The organism is Pseudomonas sp. S10E 269, from assembly GCF_002798465.1.
Taxonomy (GTDB): Bacteria; Pseudomonadota; Gammaproteobacteria; order Pseudomonadales; family Pseudomonadaceae; genus Aquipseudomonas; species Aquipseudomonas pergaminensis.
Genome location: NZ_PHIJ01000001.1, coordinates 5871126 through 5887961 on the forward strand (window position 1 = coordinate 5871126; position 16836 = coordinate 5887961).

Annotated in this window: 14 protein-coding genes; 7 read left to right on the forward strand and 7 right to left on the reverse strand. The window is 63.0% G+C overall.

Going from position 1 to position 16836, the window contains the following annotated elements; genetic code table 11:
* Window positions 1–118 precede the first annotated feature (118 nt).
* From CWC48_RS27285 to CWC48_RS27310, 6 genes are all read left to right on the forward strand, one after another.
* Window positions 119–2584 (forward strand): TonB-dependent siderophore receptor, encoded by a 2466-nt coding sequence (locus CWC48_RS27285; protein WP_078048241.1) that lies wholly within the window; start codon window positions 119–121, stop codon window positions 2582–2584.
* 204 nt (window positions 2585–2788) lie between these two features.
* Window positions 2789–3541 (forward strand): ABC transporter permease, encoded by a 753-nt coding sequence (locus tag CWC48_RS27290; protein WP_078048240.1) that lies wholly within the window; start codon window positions 2789–2791, stop codon window positions 3539–3541.
* 10 nt (window positions 3542–3551) lie between these two features.
* Window positions 3552–4313, forward strand: coding sequence for an ABC transporter permease (locus tag CWC48_RS27295; RefSeq protein WP_078048239.1), 762 nt, complete (start codon window positions 3552–3554; stop codon window positions 4311–4313).
* A gap of 11 nt (window positions 4314–4324) precedes the next feature.
* Window positions 4325–5104: an ABC transporter ATP-binding protein gene (locus CWC48_RS27300; RefSeq protein WP_100490865.1), complete on the forward strand. Its 780-nt coding sequence runs from the start codon at window positions 4325–4327 to the stop codon at window positions 5102–5104.
* A gap of 70 nt (window positions 5105–5174) precedes the next feature.
* Window positions 5175–6140: a threo-3-hydroxy-L-aspartate ammonia-lyase gene (locus tag CWC48_RS27305; protein ID WP_100490866.1), complete on the forward strand. Its 966-nt coding sequence runs from the start codon at window positions 5175–5177 to the stop codon at window positions 6138–6140.
* Window positions 6137–6517 carry a RidA family protein gene (locus CWC48_RS27310; RefSeq protein ID WP_100490867.1) on the forward strand — a complete coding sequence of 127 codons (381 nt, stop codon included), beginning with the start codon at window positions 6137–6139 and terminating at the stop codon, window positions 6515–6517. The genes CWC48_RS27305 and CWC48_RS27310 overlap by 4 nt, the downstream gene beginning before the upstream one ends.
* Here the strand turns inward: CWC48_RS27310 and CWC48_RS27315 are convergent.
* Complete coding sequence (locus CWC48_RS27315) at window positions 6505–7131, reverse strand: transcriptional regulator (protein ID WP_099491264.1); 627 nt, start codon at window positions 7129–7131, stop codon at window positions 6505–6507. The two genes, CWC48_RS27310 and CWC48_RS27315, sit on opposite strands and share 13 nt — an antisense overlap.
* Before the next feature lie 70 nt (window positions 7132–7201).
* Between CWC48_RS27315 and CWC48_RS27320 the strand changes: the two genes are divergently transcribed.
* Complete coding sequence (locus CWC48_RS27320; protein ID WP_100490868.1) at window positions 7202–8299, forward strand: DSD1 family PLP-dependent enzyme; 1098 nt, start codon at window positions 7202–7204, stop codon at window positions 8297–8299.
* Window positions 8300–8509: 210 nt separating this feature from the next.
* Here the strand turns inward: CWC48_RS27320 and CWC48_RS27325 are convergent, their stop codons facing one another.
* The 6 genes from CWC48_RS27325 to CWC48_RS27355 all read right to left on the reverse strand — a co-directional run bounded on the left by CWC48_RS27325 (window position 8510) and on the right by CWC48_RS27355 (window position 16782).
* Window positions 8510–10123: a GMC family oxidoreductase gene (locus CWC48_RS27325; RefSeq protein WP_078048233.1), complete on the reverse strand. Its 1614-nt coding sequence runs from the start codon at window positions 10121–10123 to the stop codon at window positions 8510–8512.
* Between the two features lie 27 nt (window positions 10124–10150).
* Window positions 10151–11368, reverse strand: coding sequence for a mandelate racemase/muconate lactonizing enzyme family protein (locus tag CWC48_RS27330; RefSeq protein ID WP_100490869.1), 1218 nt, complete (start codon window positions 11366–11368; stop codon window positions 10151–10153).
* 1 nt (window position 11369) lies between these two features.
* Window positions 11370–12680, reverse strand: coding sequence for a nitrate/nitrite transporter (locus CWC48_RS27335; protein WP_100492473.1), 1311 nt, complete (start codon window positions 12678–12680; stop codon window positions 11370–11372).
* Between the two features lie 76 nt (window positions 12681–12756).
* Window positions 12757–14181 (reverse strand): aldehyde dehydrogenase, encoded by a 1425-nt coding sequence (gene aldA, locus CWC48_RS27340; protein ID WP_100490870.1) that lies wholly within the window; start codon window positions 14179–14181, stop codon window positions 12757–12759.
* 122 nt (window positions 14182–14303) lie between these two features.
* Complete coding sequence (locus CWC48_RS27345; protein WP_078048230.1) at window positions 14304–15749, reverse strand: mechanosensitive ion channel domain-containing protein; 1446 nt, start codon at window positions 15747–15749, stop codon at window positions 14304–14306.
* A 166-nt stretch (window positions 15750–15915) separates the two neighbouring features.
* Window positions 15916–16782 (reverse strand): pirin family protein, encoded by an 867-nt coding sequence (locus CWC48_RS27355; protein ID WP_099491270.1) that lies wholly within the window; start codon window positions 16780–16782, stop codon window positions 15916–15918.
* Window positions 16783–16836 lie beyond the last annotated feature (54 nt).

Sequence of the window (16836 nt, forward strand, 5' to 3'; positions counted from 1 at the left end):
CACTGTAGGCGTCCGGCTTGCCGGCGATGAGGCACTGAATTCATACATCGCCCATCCGGACGCCATCGCCGGCAAACCGGGCGCCTGCACGTTTGGTGGTTTCTGAAAGGACCTAGTTATGTTCCAACGCACTCCGTTGGCCGGCGCTATCGCGCTGGTCTTGGGCAGCCTTGCCGTGCCTGCCTTTGGCGCAGACGACAACCAGCCCACCGCCAAAAACGATCACCTCGACACCGTGGTGGTCCTCGGCACCCGTCGCAGCGACCTGACCGCCTTGCAAAGCGCGGCACCGGTGGACGTGCTCTCCGGCGAGCAATTGCAGCAGACCGGCGCCACCGACCTGTCCGGCGCCCTCACCGCGCTGTCACCGTCGTTCAACTTCCCGCAGTCGCCCCAGGGAGCGTTTGCTGGCTCCATCGCCCAGGGCGCCTCGTTGCGCGGCCTGGCCTCTGACCAGGTGCTGGTGCTGGTCAACGGCAAGCGCCGCCACAGCAGCGCCAACATCACCCGCCAAAGCCTGGTGAACGGGCGTGGTGCCGCGGCGGTGGATTTAAGCTTGATCCCACTCAGCGCCATCCAGCGCGTCGAGATCCTGCGCGACGGCGCCGCCGCGCAATATGGCTCCGACGCCATCGCCGGGGTGATCAACATTGTGCTCAAGGAAAACGACGACGGCGGTAACCTCGGCTACCGCTTCGGCGGCTATGACAAAGGCGATGGCATCCAGCGCAAACTCAGCGGCTGGAAAGGTTTCGCGCTGCCCAACGACGGTTTCCTCACCCTCAGTTTCGATGCCGGCAGCCAGGACCCGGCCAGCGACACCAACCCCGACAACCGGATCTTTTACCCCGGCGACACCAGCGTGAACACGCCGCGCGAGCAGAACAACCGCTACCGCACCTGGCGCTGGGGCGCGGGCAATGTCTCGGACCAATACAACGTCGTGGCCAACAGCGAAATTGGCATTGGCGAGGGGCTGACCGCCTACGGGTTTGCCACCTACGCCCACAAGAATACCGACGCCGAAGGTTTCTTCGACCCGCCCACGACCCTGCGCAACAACTACGGCAGCAATGCGTTGGCGCGCTACCCGGACGGCCGCTTGCCGATCACCCGCTACGGGCTGGAAGACTATGCCGTCACCGGCGGCTTGCGCTTCGAGAACGAGCAACTGGGCAAATTCGACCTGGCGTTGAACCATGGCAACAACACGCTCAAGTCCAACGACCGCAACGCGATCAACCCCAGCTACGGCGCCAACAGCCCGTCGAGCATCTACACCGGCAAACGCGAAAATGACCAGACCAACCTGACCCTCGACTGGGTGCGCGACTTCCCCACCGACCTGCTGTTCAAGCCGCTGACCCTGTCAGCCGGCCTGGCCTGGCGCAAGGAGAACTACCAGTTGAGCGCGGGCGAAGCCGCCGGTTGGCAGAACGGGCCGCTGTTCAACACGGTTGACCCGATCACCGGACGACGTGTGCCCGGCTACTACTCGGGCATCACCCAGGTGGACGCGGCGTCCCTGGACCGCAAGGTGCTGGGCGCCTACATCGATGTGGAAGGCCAGATCACCGAGAAATTCCAGGCCGGCGTGGCCGTGCGCACCGAGCACTATTCGGACTTCGGCGACACCACCAACGGCAAGCTGTCGCTGCGTTATGACTTCACCCCGCAGATCGCCGCGCGGGCCACGGCCAGCACCGGCTATCGCGCGCCATCGCTGGTGCAGAGCGGCATGTCGTCGTTCAGTGTGCAGGTAGTGGAGCAGCCGCCAGGCAGCGGCAACTACGTCGAGGTGCAGCAACGCACGCTGCGCGCCAACAGCCCGGAAGCCCAGGCACTCGGTGGCAAGGCGCTCAAGCCGGAGGAATCGACCAACTATTCCCTGGGACTGGTGTGGCGCCCGCTGGAAAACGCCTCGGTGACGGTGGACGCCTATCGCATCAACATCGACAACCGCATCACCCTCTCTGACCAGTTGCCTGCCAGCGTGGTCACGCCGATCTTCGCCGGCACGCCCTACGCCAACATCCAAAGCGCGGCGTTCTACACCAACGTCGCCGACACCCGCACCGATGGCATCGAGTTGACCGGCAACTACCAGTGGGACCTGCAGCGCTGGGGCCGCCTGAACCTGAGCAGTGGCTTTGCCAAGAACAACACCACCATCACCGGCCTGCGGGATGTGGGCAACATCAAGGGCTCGCAAATTGTCGGGCGCAACACCCAGGGGCTGATCGAGGATGGCACGCCGGACTCCAAGCTGACCCTGAGCGCCAACTGGCTGTATGAAAACTGGGGCGTCACCGTGGCCCAGCGCCGGTATGGCGAATGGAAAAGCCTCAACGCCACCAACCCCAGCCTGGACCAGACCTACAGCCCGCAATGGGTCACCGACCTGGATGTGTCATACACCTTCTACAAGGGCGTGAAGGTGTCGGTGGGCGCGATCAACCTGTTCGACACGCATCCGGACAAGGCCGATGGCGCGCAGTTGTACGGCGTGCCGAAGTACTCGATCACCAGCCCGGAGGGTGCGCAGGGGGCGTTCTACTACACCAGTGTGAGCTACGACTTCTGAGGGGATTGCTGAATGGGTGCTGCTGTAGCAGCACCCATTCACCATTTCTGCGATTCCCCCCTGTAGGAGCCCGGCTTGCCGGCGATGGCGGACTCTGTTTATGCACCCGTCTCAAGGGCCTCATCGCCGGCAAGCCGGGCTCCTACGGTTTGTGGCACATGTCTTGCGATAGCTGCCAGGTACTCAGCCCAATTAAGACCTGCCATGCGCCTCCTTCGACTACTCTCCTGGCTTATCTCGCCCCTCGCCCTGCTCGCCACCTGGGCGCTGGTGGCCCATCTCGGCATCTTCCCGCGCAACCTGCTGGTGCCTCCGGCCCAGGTGTTGCAAACCTTTGAAGAGCTGCTCGCCAGCGGCGAACTGCTCGACCACCTGGGCAATAGCCTGTCGCGCCTCGGGCTGGGGTTTGGCATCGGCTCGTTGTGTGGCCTGGCGTTCGGCGTGCTGATGGCCACGTCAAAGAGCGTCGAGGTGTATTGCGGGCCGCTGTTCCATACCTTGCGGCAGATCCCCAGCATCGCGCTGATCCCGATGTTCGTGCTGCTGTTCGGCATCGATGAAACCTTCAAGATCATCATCGTCGCCAAGACCGCGTTCTTCCCGGTGGCCCTGGCGGCGGGTGAAGGTGTGCGTGGCATCCCGCGCAGTTATTTCGAAGTGGCCGACGTTTACCGCCTGCGCTGGCCGGCCTTTGTGCGCCTGGTGGCGCTACCCGCCGCCGCGCCACCGATCATCACCGGTTTTCGCATCAGCCTGACCCGCGCCTGGGTGGTGCTGGTCGCCACCGAGTTGCTGGCGGCCGACAGCGGCCTGGGCCAGATGATCGAGATGGCCCGGCAGATGCTGCGTATCGATGTGGTGATGGTTGGCGTGGTGGTCACGGGCGTGATCGGCTTTGCCCTCGACTACGGGTTTCGTCGCCTCGAACAACACCTCTTCCGCTGGCAGACCCGCTAGGAGCCTTGCGATGTTGTCTCTATTGAAGAACGCCCGGGGGCTGTTGCTGCCGTTGCTGCTGGTGCTTGCCTGGGAATACGCCTCGCGCCAGGACGCCGCCGGCGCTTACGCCTTTGTACCATTGTCGGCGATTGGCACCGCGTTGCTGGAAATGCTCGGCAACGGCGAACTGCTGGTCAACCTGCTCGCCAGCCTGGCGCGCACCAGCAGCGGCCTGGTGCTGGGCATTCTGTTCGGCGTGACGCTGGGGGTGCTGATGGCGCTGTCCAGCGTGGCGAACCGCCTGATCGGCCCACTGTTCCACTCGATTCGCCAGGTGCCGATGCTCGGCTGGATCCCGTTGATTGCCATGTGGTTCGGCAACGGCGAGTTTTCCAAGGTGTTGATCGTCACCCTTGCGGCGTTTTACCCGATGGTGCTCAACACCTACCAGGGCTTCAGCCATGTGGAGCGGCGCTACCGTGAAGTCGGCCAGGTGCTGGCGCTGACGCCCCTGCAGCAGTTCACCCAGGTACTGCTGCCGGCAGCGCTGCCGAGTATCGCCACCGGGGTGTTGCACGCGCTGGCATTTGCATGGGTCACGGCCATCGGCAGTGAACTGTTCCTGTCTTCCGGGGCGGGACTGGGCAACCTGATGATGAACGCCGAAGCCGGCTCGCGTATGGAGGTGATCGTGCTCAGCGTGCTGTGCATCGGTTTGCTCGGTTACCTGATGACCCTGTTGTTCACCCGTTTGAGCCGCCACTTGCTGCGCTGGCGCAACCTCCGTTGAAAGGCCCCGCTATGAATGCAATCGCTTACCCCACTCATGTGCACACCGGCGCCCTGCAGATCAGGGGCCTGAGCAAGGCTTACCGGATCGAAGGCCGCGACCTGCCGGTATTGCAGAATATTCACCTGGATGTGCGCCCTGGCGAGTTTGTCAGCATCGTGGGCGCCAGCGGCTGCGGAAAATCCACCTTGCTGCGCCTGATTGTCGGGCTGGAGGCCGAGTACGAGGGCGACATTCTGCTGGACGGCAAACGCATCGCGGCCACCAGCCTGGAACGTGGCATCGTATTCCAGGACCATCGCCTGTTCCCGTGGATGACCGTCAGCGAGAACATCGCCCTGGCGCTTAAAAACCACACGCTGCCCCAGGCCGAGAAGGATCGCCAGGTGGTCGAACATATCGCATTGGTCAACCTCAGCGGCTTTGAGCATGCCTACCCGCACCAGCTCTCCGGCGGCATGGCACAACGCGCAGCCATTGCCAGGGCGCTGATCAACAAACCCAAGGTGCTGTTACTGGATGAGCCGCTGGGCGCCCTGGACGCCTTGACCCGCGTGCACCTACAACGCGAGCTGCAGCGCATCTGGGTGCAGCAGCGGTGCACGGTGATCATGGTCACTCACGATATCGAAGAGGCGCTGTACCTCGGTGACCGGGTGATTGTGATGGACGCGCACCCCGGGCGGATCAAGCATGAAATCCGCGTCGACCTGCCCCACCCTCGGGACCGCGCCTCGCCGGTATTGCAGGGCTACAAAGAGCAATTGCTTGAAGAACTGGTGGGTCACTGAACCCAGGCAGACCTTTACAACTTGTCTTGTTATGGATATTTTATCCAGAACAAGACAACGAGGTCCGCCCATGCCATCGCCCGTTTACCCAGACGTCATCGACGCCGCGCAACGCCTGGAAGGCATTGCCCACCCGACGCCGGTGTTCACGTCGCGCATCCTCGACGCGCTGACCGGCGCCCAGGTATTCATCAAATGTGAAAACCTGCAACGCACCGGTTCATTCAAATTCCGCGGTGCCTTCAACGCGTTGTCGCGTTTCGACGAGCAGCAGCGCAAGGCCGGGGTGGTAGCGTTTTCGTCCGGCAACCATGCCCAGGGTATTGCGCTGGCGGCGCAATTGCTGGGCATACCGGCGACCATCGTGATGCCCACCGATGCGCCGGCTGCCAAGGTCGCCGCCACCCGTGACTATGGCGCCCGCGTGGTGCTGTATGACCGCTTTACCGAAGACCGCGAGCAAATCGGCCGCGACCTGGCCACTGAACACGGCCTGACTCTGATCCCACCCTACGACCATCCGCACATCCTCACCGGGCAAGGCACGGCCGCCAAGGAGCTGCTGGAATTCACCGGTCCGCTGGATGCCTTGTTCGTCGGCCTGGGCGGTGGCGGCATGCTCTCGGGCACTGCGCTGAGCACCCGTGCGCTGGCACCCGACTGCCTGCTCTACGGCGTGGAGCCGCAAGCCGGCAATGACGGCCAGCGCTCCTTTCGCAGCGGCAGCATCGTGCACATCGACACCCCCGCCACCATCGCCGACGGTGCCCAGACCCAACACTTGGGCAATTACACCTTCCCCATCATCCGCGACAAGGTGAACGACATCCTCACCGTGTCAGACGCCGAGTTGGTGGCGGCGATGAAGTTCTTCATGCAGCGCATGAAAATGGTGGTGGAACCCACCGGCTGCCTGGGCCTGGCGGCGCTGCTCAACGAAGGAGAACGGTTCAAGGGCCAGCGGGTGGGGATTATCGTCACCGGCGGCAACGTCGATATCGCCAAGTACGCCGCCCTGCTCAGCGAGGCCTCATGAACATCATCCAGACTGCGGCTGCCGCACCACCTGCAGGGCACTATTCCCAGGCGATCGGCCACAACGGCACGCTGTATATCTCCGGACAATTGCCGGTGAGCCCGGATGGGCGGCATAACCTGGCGGCGCCGTTTGCCGAACAGGCGCAGGTCGCGCTGAATAATCTGTTGGAAATCCTGCGGGCCGCAGGCGGCAGGCCGGAGGACTTGGTGAAGGTCACGGTGTACGTCGCAGGTGTCGAGCACTGGCCCGCATTCGATGCGGTGTACGCCGCCGCACTGGGCAGCCACCGCCCTGCCCGTGCGGTGGTGCCGGTGCCCGAGTTGCACCACGGCTATCGGGTGGAGATTGAGGCGGTGGCGCGCTACTTGGCGTAGGTGTAGACCGCCGCACGCGATACGCCCAGGTGCGAGGCCACGGTTTCCATGGCCCGGCGAATATCCAGGCAGCCGGAGTCTTTCAATTCCTGCATGAGCACACGCCGATCCGCCGTTTTCAGAGCGCGCGGCGTGGTCGCCAGGCGTGCGGCGAACTGGTCGATACGGGCGCGGATCACGTCGGCGCCCGAGGGGTCCAGGGACTCGATGAGCTTGTCGCCGCTGACCGAGCCGAACTGCTCCAGCAGGCCCTGCAAGCCCCGGAACAATGAAAGATCGACGTTCATGCACAACGCCGCGACGTACTCGCCGCCGGCGCCCTTGATGCCGATCGACGTGCTCTTGACCTGGCGACCGTCACTGAACTGGTTCTGGTAATTGGCGATGACTTGCGGGTAATCCGGGTCGGCAATCCGCGCCAGGCCCAGTTCGGTGGTCGGGTCACCCGCGGTGCGTCCGGACAGGTTGTTATGGATGGCCAGGATCGAGTGCTGGGGGTCGCGCAAGTCGTGCAGCACCACTTCGCAGAAGGGGCTGAAGGTCTTGCTCAGGCCCTCGGCGATCTGTTCGAGCTGGCTGATCAAATGAGTATCGTTGGGAGAGGTGTTTTTCATGCAAGACAACATATCCAGTCCTGGACAGGGCGTCAATTTCAGCACTGTCCCCTCTTGTGGTGCCGCAACCTTGGACACGCCTGCCGCACTGATTGATACCGTGAAAATGCAGCGTAATATCCAGCGCATGCAACAGCGTGCCAATGCCCTGGGCGTGCAGTTGCGCCCCCATGTCAAAACCCACAAGTGCGCCGAAGTGGTGGCCGCCCAAATCGCCGCGGGCGCCAGCGGCATCACGGTGTCGACGCTGAAAGAAGCCGAGTATTTTTTTGACCTGGGTATCACTGACATCCTCTATGCCGTGGCCATGGCCCCGCACAAACTGCCCCAGGCCATCGCGCTGCGTCGCCGGGGTTGCGCCCTGACGCTGATCACCGACAGCCTCGCCGGCGCCCAGGCCATTGTCGATTTCGGTCGGGCGCATGGCGAAAGCTTTGCGGTGATGATCGAGATTGATTGCGACGGCCATCGGTCCGGGGTCAAGCCACAGGATCCACGCCTGCTGGAAATTGCCCGACTGCTGGGCGACAGCCTGGTCGGCGTGCTCACCCATGCCGGTGAGAGCTACGGGCTGGATACGCCAGAAGCGCTGCAAGCCATCGCCGAACTGGAGCGCACACGCTGCGTTGAAGCCGCCGAGTGTATTCGCGCAGCCGGGATGGCGTGCGCCCAGGTCAGCGTCGGCTCCACGCCTACCGCGCTGTCGGCGGTGAGCCTGGAAGGCGTGACCGAGTTGCGTGCCGGCGTGTATGCGTTCTTCGATTTGGTGATGCACAACATCGGGGTATGCCGCCTCGACGAACTGGCCTTGAGCGTGCTGACTACCGTAATCGGCCATCAGCCGGGAAAAGGCTGGATCATCACGGATGCCGGCTGGATGGCCATGAGCCGGGATCGCGGTACGCAAGCGCAGAAAAAGGACTTCGGCTACGGCCAGCTCTGTGATGAGCGCGGAACGCCGATCCAGGGGTTGCTGTTGAACAGCGCCAATCAGGAGCATGGCGTGGCGCACGTCCAGGACCAGGATGTGGTCGCGCAATATCCCTTGGGTACACGGCTGCGCATCCTGCCCAACCATGCGTGCGCCACCGGAACCCAGTTTGGGCATTACCACGCGTGTTTAGACAATGGCGATCTACAGGTATGGGAACGCCTGCGCGGCTGGTGACCCACTTTGACGTGGGGTATCAGGGCGAGCGCGGCGGTGTTGGGGTTTTTCGCCGGCAAGCCGACTCCTACAGGGTGCGGGTTTCAGGTCTGAATGCGCGGGATCAGGCCCGGCAATTTCTGTAGGCGCCCGGCTTGCCGGCGATGGCGTGCGCAAGGTCAGCGCAGGAATCGAAGGCGCCATCGCCGGCAAGCCAGGCTTCTACAAGGGTCAGTGGGCATCCTCCAGGATCAGGTCGGCGCCCTTCTCTGCCACCATCAATACTGCCGCATGGGTATTGCCCGAGGTTACGTTGGGGAAGATCGATGCATCGACGATGCGCAGCCCCGCCAGCCCGTGCACCTTCAGGCGCTTGTCCACCACCGATACCTGCGGGTCCGAGCCCATGGCGCAGGAGCCGCACAGGTGGTAGATCGAGCCGCTGTTCTCGCGGAAGTATTGCAGCATCTGCTCATCGGTCTGCACCGCTTTGCCGGGCAATACCTCATCGACCGTGATGCTCTTGAGCGCCGGAGCCTGCATGATCTTGCGCATCAACCGGCTGCCCTGGATCACCTCGTCGATGTCCTTCTGGGTGCTGAGGTAGTTGGGGTCGATCAAGGCCGCGTCCCGTGGGTTCTTCGAGGCAATACGGATGGTGCCGCGGCTGGTCGGCCGGCATGGGTTGAAGCACAGCAGGAAGCCGGAATACGGCTCGGGCTTGAGGCTGGCCTTGTTGTTTTTCGGGATCTGGTACGACAGCGGGTTGAAGTACAGCTGCAGGTTCGGGTCCTTCTGCTCATCGTTGCCGCGAAAGAACCCACCGGCCTGGTTGACGCTCATCGCCAGCGCGCCCTTGCGGGTCAGCAGGTACTTGAGGCCGAGTTTCAGTTGGCCGAACAACGAACTGAGCTCGTCATTCAACGTCGGGATATTGGCCTTGTAGTAGTAACTGGCGCACAGGTGGTCCTGCAGGTTTTCACCCACGGCCGGCAAGTGCTTGACCAGCGGGATGTTGTGCTCGGCCAACAGCTTCTGGTCGGCCACACCGGACAGTTGCAGGATCTTCGGCGTGTCGACCGCGCCTGCACACAGGATCACTTCCTTGCGCGCGGTGAAGGTACGGGCCACGCCGTGTTGGGTGACGGCAATGCCGGTGGCACGCTGCTGGTCGTCGAACAGCACGCGGTCCACCAAGGCGTGCAGCGCCACCGTCAGGTTCGGGCGCCCCAGCGCCGGGTGCAGGTGCGCAAAGCTGCTGGAGCAGCGTTCGCCATTACGGGTGTTGACGTCATACAGGCCCGCGCCTTCGAAGTTCGGGCCGTTGAAGTCATCGCTGTGGGCATAGCCCAGTTGCTCGCAGCCCTTGAGGAACACGTCGCAGATCGGGTGGGTCTGGCCCTTCATCGGCGTAATGCTGATGGGGCCGCTGCCGCCGTGGTACTCGGTGTCGCCCAGCGGGTGGTTCTCCAGCTTGCGGAAGTACGGCAGCACGTCCTTGAAACCCCAGCCGTCGTTGCCATTGGCGGCCCAGTCATTGAAGTCATGGGCCTGGCCGCGTACGTAGATCATCGCGTTGATCGAGCCCGAGCCGCCCTGCACTTTGCCGCGTGGCGCGTAGATCTTGCGGCCAGCCAACTGTTTTTGCGGCTGGCTGTAGTACATCCAGTTGAAGGTCGGGTTGTAATACATCTTGGCGAAACCGACCGGGATCTTGAACCACCAGGAACTGTCCTTGCCACCGGCTTCCAGCAACAACACGGAGTGTTCGCCCGAGGCGGACAACCGGTTGGCGAGGATGCAGCCTGCGGCGCCAGCGCCGGCGATGATGTAGTCATATGTCATTCACGGTTACCGCATCAGTCGTTTTTTTTAGCCCTTGGCGGGCGAAGTGTCTTTCACGTCAGCCGGGGTCGGCGCCATTTGCAGGTGCAGGCGCTCACCGGTGTACGGCGTGTGCTTGCGCACCACGTCCATGTTCAGTTCCACGCCCAGGCCTGGCTCGGTGGACGGGATGATGTAGCCGTCCTCCCAGTGCAGCGGCTTGGTCAGGACTTCGGCATGGAAACCGCCCCAGGTCATGATGCTTTCCTGGATCAGGAAGTTCGGCGTGCAGGTGGCCAGTTGGAAACTCGCCGCCGCGCCAATCGGCCCGTTGTACAAGTGCGGCGCGATTTGCGCGTAGTAGGCCTCGGCCATGCTCGCGATCTTCTTGGCCTCCAGCAGCCCGCCACAGCGCGCCACGTTCATCTGCAGGATCGACGCACCGCCCGCCTGCAGCAGCTTGAAGAATTCATACTTGGTGGTCAGGCGTTCGCCGGTGGCAATCGGGATGCTGGTCTTGGCCGCGACCTGGGCCATGGCGTCTTCCTGGCCGGGCGGCACGGGCTCTTCGAACCACAGCGGGTCGTACTTCTCCAAGCGCTTGGCCAGGCGGATCGCCGACGACGGCACCATCTGCCCATGGGTGCCGAACAGCAGGTCGCACTTGTCGCCCACCGCTTCGCGGATCTTGCGGCAGAACGTCTCGCAGCGCTCCAGCACTTCCAGCGAGATCTGGTGGCCGGAATACGCGGTGTACGGGCCTGCCGGGTCGAACTTCACGGCGGTGAAGCCTTTGTTCATGTTCTCGATGGCGCACTCGGCGGCCAGGTCCGGGTCGTCGTAGTCGTACTCGCCCTTGCTGTTGACCGGGTACAGGTAGGTGTAGGAACGCAGGCGCTCGTTGACCTTGCCGCCGAGCAGCTCGTAGACGGGCTTGTTGGCGGCCTTGCCGATAATGTCCCAGCAGGCCATTTCCAGGCCGCTGACCACGCCCATCATGGTCAGGTCCGGGCGTTGGGTGAAGCCGCTCGAATACGCCTGGCGAAAGAAACGCTCGATATGGTGCGGGTCGTGGTTGAGCAGGTAACGCTCGAACACGTCCTCGATGATCGGCAGCATGGCCTTGGGGCCGAAGGTGGCAGCGTAGATCTCGCCAACGCCTTCGATGCCGCAGTCGGTCTTGAGTTTGACGAACAGCCAGTACATGCCACCGATATGGGGTGGCGGAACAGCGACGATATGGGTTTCAAGGGCGACGACTTTCATCTCAGGCACCTGTCTGGTTGAACTTTTTACGATTGATTCGGGCGCGCAGGGTCAAGGCCGCAAGGGTGCCGAGCACGCCGATAAAGGCGATGTAGCCGAAATACAGGTTGTAGCCGGCCTTGCCTGGGTAGGTGTCGGTCAGGTAGCCGTTGATCAGCGGGATAAAGGTGTCGGGCAGGTAACCCACCACCGAGACAATGCCGATGGCCAGGCCGGTGATACGCAGCGGGATGTCGCAGCTGTCGAGGATCGCCCAGTACAGGCCACGGATCGCGTAGGTCATCAGGCCGATGAAGATCACCGTGCCGATCAGCAGGCCCAGGCTGTTGAGTGCCGGGAACACGATCAGCCCGACCATGGCCAGGGTCACCAGCACCAGTGCGACGATCAACACCGAGATGTTCGAGAACTTATCCCCCAGCCAGCCGCCGCCGATGCCGCCGATGGGGCGCATCCACAGCTTGATGGTGGTGATGGTGCCGGCCATCACGGCGGTCATGCCGCTACCCTGCAGGTAATCGGAGAAGCTGTAGGTGGCCCAGAACATGTGGTAACCGCAGAACACGATGGCGGTCACCAGCCACAGCTCGGGGATTTTCACCAGGGTGGTCAGGTCAGCGACCAGGTTGAACTTGCCCTTCTCCACCACCGCCGTCTCGGCCATGGACTTGGGGTCCTTGAGCAGCACCAGCGCGCAGCCGATGGCGATGCACACGAAGGAGTACAGGTAGACCACGTGCTTGAAGCCTTCGGCAGCCGTCTGGCTGCGGGTCTCGGTGGCGTAGGCGAACAGCCCCAGGGCCACGGTGGCCAACAGCGCCTCGACCAGCCCGCGACCGCCATCGAGGATGCCAAAGAAACGGCCTTGCTCGCTGTGGTGGGCGATCATCTTCACGCGCTTGAGCACCGAGGCCCAGAACGTCAGGCCGGTGGTCAGGCCCCAGCAGCCGAAGATAATCATCAGGCCGGTCATCGACGGCACGGTGGAATACCACAGGCCCAAGGCGCCGGTGGCGACCAGCGAGAAGAAGATCAGGAAGCGCGGCGGCAAGCGGTCCGCCAGCCAACCGCTGGGCAGGTAACTGAGCAGGAAGATCGTGCCGAGCATGGAGTACAGGTAGCCCAGCTCGCTGTGGTTGATGTGGAACACGTCGAGCATGGTGGTCTGGTAGACCTGGCGCAGATAGAGGATCGGGTAGATCGCCCCGGCGGCCAGCACCAGCAACATCAATTGGAAATAGCGACTGGCTGTGTCGCTGTTTGCCGCAGGCACGGCAGCGGGAACCTGGGCAACAGGTGCAGGCTTGGACATCATTCGGACCTCAGGCACCCGATGCACGGGTGCCCCGATAATTGTTTTTATTAAGGATGTTGCGGGTATTCGTGGATCAGTACTTCATGACCACCAGGCGGGTCTGGGTGAACTCAAGCATCCCGTGCTTACCGTCATCGCCGCCCAGCCCTGAGCGTTTCCAACCGGCATGGAAGCCCTGGTAAGGGTCCGCCGGGGTGCGGTTGACGTACAACTCGCCAGCTTCGATGGCATTCGCCACTTTCATCGCCGTGCGGTAGTTCTCGGTGTAGAGCACCGACGACAGCCCGAACTGGTGGTCGTTGGCCATGGCCAGTGCTTCGTCGATGTCGCGGTACTTGAGCACCGGCAGCACCGGGCCGAAGATTTCTTCCTGGATGATTTCCATGTCCTGGCGGCAACCGCTCAGCAGGGTCGGCGGGTAGAAATGGCCCGGGCCTTCGGGCAGCACGCCACCTGCTTCCAGTACAGCACCGGCGGCCACGGCGCGCTCGACCATGGCATGGATATGCTGTTGCGCGCTGGCATTGACCAGGGGGCCCATCAGGTTTTCGTCGCTGGCGCGATCGCCGAACTTCACCGCGCTGATCTTGCTTTTCAGCAGCGCCAGGAACGGCGCGTAGACGCTTTCATGCACATACACCCGCTCCACCGCCGTGCACAGTTGGCCGCAGTGGGTGGTCTTGGAGGCGACGATGGCGCTGGCGGCCTGTTCCAGGTTGGCATCCGCCTCGATGATCGCCGGGGTCTTGCCGCCTAATTCAAGCGACGGCTTGGCGATATTGGCCTTGCAGTAGTCCAGCACGATGCGCCCGGCATTCACGCTACCGGTGAGGGTAATCAGGCCGACGGCCTTGTGGGTGCAGACGCTGGCGGCGGTGGCGTGGTCCATGGTCAGGATGTTGATCACGCCGGCTGGCACCCCGGCCTGGACCACGGCCTTGGCAATTTCAAACGCCGACAGCGGCGTGTTGTTGCTCGGCCGCACCACCACGGTGTTACCTGCGATCAGCGCCGGGGCGATCTTGCGCAGCAGGGTGTAGACCGGGTAATTGAACGGGATCAGGCAGGCCACGACGCCAATCGGCTCGCGTTGCAGGAACAGGTTTTCGTCCGGGGTATCGCTGGGGATGATCTCGCCTTCGATCCGGCGCGCCCATTCGGCGTGGTAGCGGGTGATCTGTGCGGCGTAGCGCGCCTCGTTGCTGCCATCGCTGACACTCTTGCCGGATTCGTTGGCCAACGCGGTGCCAATGGCTTCGGCGCAGGCATCCAGCGCATCGGCGAATGCACGCAGGTGCTCGGCGCGTTCGATGCTGGTGAGTTTGCCCCAGGTTTTCTGGGCAATGGCGGCGGCGTCGACGGCAGCAACCGCTTCATCCGGCGTGGCGGCGCTGACGTGGCCCACCAAGGCTTCGGTGGCGGGGTTGTAGACCGCGATCAGTGCATCGCTGGCAGGTTCGACAAATTGACCGTTGAAAAAATTGCGCTCGAGTTGCATGTGGTTTGCCCAACGTTGTTGTTATCCGAGTGACCTGCAGTTTTGTCATCGGCCAGCCGTTGGACAAACGATTTATTGCGTGGGGTAACGTGCGAAAAACGCAGGTTAGTCGGCTTCAGCCCTCAACGACCGCGCTGGCGCAGCCACTGCAGGAAGCCCTTCTTCACCGGCACCACCGGTGCTTCCTGGGTCAACGCCTGCGCGGCGTGCAGGCGGAAATCCAGCAAACTCTTCATGGCTTCGCTGATGTCGTGCCGCGCATCCAGGCACGGCTTCAAGTATTCCTTCTCGATGCGGTACAGGGAACAGAACGTCTTCGCGGTGAAATCCGCCAGCGCCGCCTGGTCCGACAGAATGCCCGCCTCGCCGATCACCTCTCCCGGCCCCATGCGCCCGGCCTCGAACGTGTGCCCGCCCTTGGTCAGCATCACCGAGACCACACCGGACTCAACAATGAACAAATGATCGCTGACCTCCCCCGCCGGCAGGATCATCTCGCCCGCGCGGTAGGTGTGCAGGGTCATGTTCTGGCTGAAGGTGTCTTTTTCTTCCTGGCGCAGGGTGGAGAAAATCGACGACCGCTCCAGCAACGCGCGCGCGGCAGACATGCTCGGTGGCGCACTGCTTTCAGTCGCTGACAGCAAGCCGACGCCCGCCGCTTGCAGGTGACGGAAGGCCAGGTCGTACAGTTGGTTGCGCACCTCACGCTTGAGGGTCATGGCTGGCACGAATCCGCTGATTTCATACTCGACGCCGCCACTGGCCGAGGTCTTGAACGCCACGCTGGGTGCCGGCTTGGCCAGCAGCGGTCGACACCCCTGCATCGCCCGCTCCAAGGCCTCGATAACTGTCTGTGGCCGCGCGTGGGGGCTGACCTGCAGGCTGACCGTCAGGCCGAACATATCTGCCGGGCGCGAGAAGTTGACGATCTTGGCCTTGGCCGCCAGGGAATTGGGGATCACCGCCATGCTGCCCTGGGAGGTTTGCAGGCGCGTGGCGCGCCAGTCGATGTCCGTCACCCGGCCTTCGGTGCCATCGATGGAGATCCAGTCATCGAGCTGATAGGGCTTGGTGGTGTTGAGCACGATCCCGGAAAATACGTCGCTCAGGGTGCTTTGCAGCGCCAGGCCGACGATGATCGCCACCGCACCGGAGGTGGCGAGCACGCCTTTGACCGGCAAGTCGAGCACATAGGCCATGGCGGCAATGATCGCGATCAGGAAGATCACCGCCCCCATCAGGTCCTGCAATAACCGCCCGGTGTGCCCGACCCGCTGCATCATTACCGCACCCAGCAATACCGTCAGCGTTCGCGCCGCGAACAGCCACCAGCCGATCTGCAACGCCGTCGCCGCCAGGTGCAAGGCGGTGTTGTCCGCATAGGGCGCGAGTTGCATGGGGTTCATGCCGTCGTTGAACAGCACGGCACTGAACACGGCAAAGATCACCAACCGCGCGGCCAGCTTCCAATTGGCGAGGTTGACGGAAATAAGACGCCACACGGCGATGTCGATAAAAATCAGCGCCAGGGCGCACAACATCGGGTGATCAGCGATAAGTGAGGGCATCCAGGCGACTCCAGGGGCAATGACGGGAAGATCGCATGAAATGAGAACGCTGGAAACAAAATGTGGGAGCTGGCTTGCCTGCGATGCAGGCGCCTCGGTGTATGCGTTACACCGCGCTGATGCTATCGCCGGCAAGCCAGCTCCCACAGGGTTTTGCAGCGGGTCGTCAGGCGTGCATCTGCCCGAACTTGCCCGAGTGGAAATCGGCAAACGCCTGATGAATCTCCTGCTCGGTGTTCATCACGAACGGCCCATGCCCAACGATAGGCTCGTCGATCGGCTCACCACTGAGCAGCAACACCTTGGCGTCATCATTGGCTTGCAGTGTGAGCTGGCGGCCATCACGCTCGAACAACGCCAATTGGCCTTGGCGCGCGACTTCCTCGCCATTGACCAGCACCGTGCCGCGCAGGATCACCAGGGCGGTGTTGCGCCCCTCGTGCAGGTCCAGGGTGACGGGCTTGCCGGCGTTGAGGCGCAGGTCCCACACGTCGATGGGCGTAAACGTTCGGGCCGGGCCCCGGGTACCGGCGAACTCGCCGGCAATCAGCCGCAGTTGCCCGGCGTCGTTGGCCAAGGGCAATACCGGGATGTCGCCGTCGACGATCGTCTGGTAGCCGGCGTCGGCCATTTTGTCCTTGGCCGGCAGGTTGACCCACAGTTGCACCATCTCCAGCGCCCCACCGCTGCGGGCGAAGGCTGCGGAATGGAACTCCTCGTGGAGGATGCCCTTGGCGGCGGTCATCCATTGCACGTCGCCAGGACCGATGGTGCCGCCGGCGCCGGTGGAGTCGCGGTGTTCGACTTCACCGTCGTAGACGATGGTCACGGTTTCAAAGCCGCGATGAGGGTGTTGGCCAACGCCGCGACGTTGTTCGGTCGGGGTGAAATCCGCCGGGCCTGCGTGGTCCAGCAACAGGAATGGACTGATGTGCTTGCCCATGGCGTCGTAGGAAAACAGCGTGCGCACCGGGAAGCCATCGCCGACCCAGTGGGCGCGGGGGCTGGTGTAGATGCCGATAAGCTTTTTCATGGTGTACCTCCAAAGTGCGTACACCATAAGGCGGCCGACCGGTGAGCACTAGCC

What these genes read in the sequence shown, in the direction of transcription:
- CWC48_RS27345 (WP_078048230.1), bottom strand. Translation starts at nt 15,749, where the DNA reads ATGCCCTCACTTATCGCTGATCACCCGATGTTGTGCGCCCTGGCGCTG.
- CWC48_RS27355 (WP_099491270.1), bottom strand. Translation starts at nt 16,782, where the DNA reads ATGAAAAAGCTTATCGGCATCTACACCAGCCCCCGCGCCCACTGGGTC.
- CWC48_RS27300 (WP_100490865.1), top strand. Translation starts at nt 4,325, where the DNA reads ATGAATGCAATCGCTTACCCCACTCATGTGCACACCGGCGCCCTGCAG.
- CWC48_RS27290 (WP_078048240.1), top strand. Translation starts at nt 2,789, where the DNA reads ATGCGCCTCCTTCGACTACTCTCCTGGCTTATCTCGCCCCTCGCCCTG.
- CWC48_RS27315 (WP_099491264.1), bottom strand. Translation starts at nt 7,131, where the DNA reads ATGAAAAACACCTCTCCCAACGATACTCATTTGATCAGCCAGCTCGAA.
- CWC48_RS27310 (WP_100490867.1), top strand. Translation starts at nt 6,137, where the DNA reads ATGAACATCATCCAGACTGCGGCTGCCGCACCACCTGCAGGGCACTAT.
- CWC48_RS27335 (WP_100492473.1), bottom strand. Translation starts at nt 12,680, where the DNA reads ATGTCCAAGCCTGCACCTGTTGCCCAGGTTCCCGCTGCCGTGCCTGCG.
- CWC48_RS27305 (WP_100490866.1), top strand. Translation starts at nt 5,175, where the DNA reads ATGCCATCGCCCGTTTACCCAGACGTCATCGACGCCGCGCAACGCCTG.
- CWC48_RS27295 (WP_078048239.1), top strand. Translation starts at nt 3,552, where the DNA reads ATGTTGTCTCTATTGAAGAACGCCCGGGGGCTGTTGCTGCCGTTGCTG.
- CWC48_RS27330 (WP_100490869.1), bottom strand. Translation starts at nt 11,368, where the DNA reads ATGAAAGTCGTCGCCCTTGAAACCCATATCGTCGCTGTTCCGCCACCC.
- CWC48_RS27285 (WP_078048241.1), top strand. Translation starts at nt 119, where the DNA reads ATGTTCCAACGCACTCCGTTGGCCGGCGCTATCGCGCTGGTCTTGGGC.
- CWC48_RS27325 (WP_078048233.1), bottom strand. Translation starts at nt 10,123, where the DNA reads ATGACATATGACTACATCATCGCCGGCGCTGGCGCCGCAGGCTGCATC.
- aldA (WP_100490870.1), bottom strand. Translation starts at nt 14,181, where the DNA reads ATGCAACTCGAGCGCAATTTTTTCAACGGTCAATTTGTCGAACCTGCC.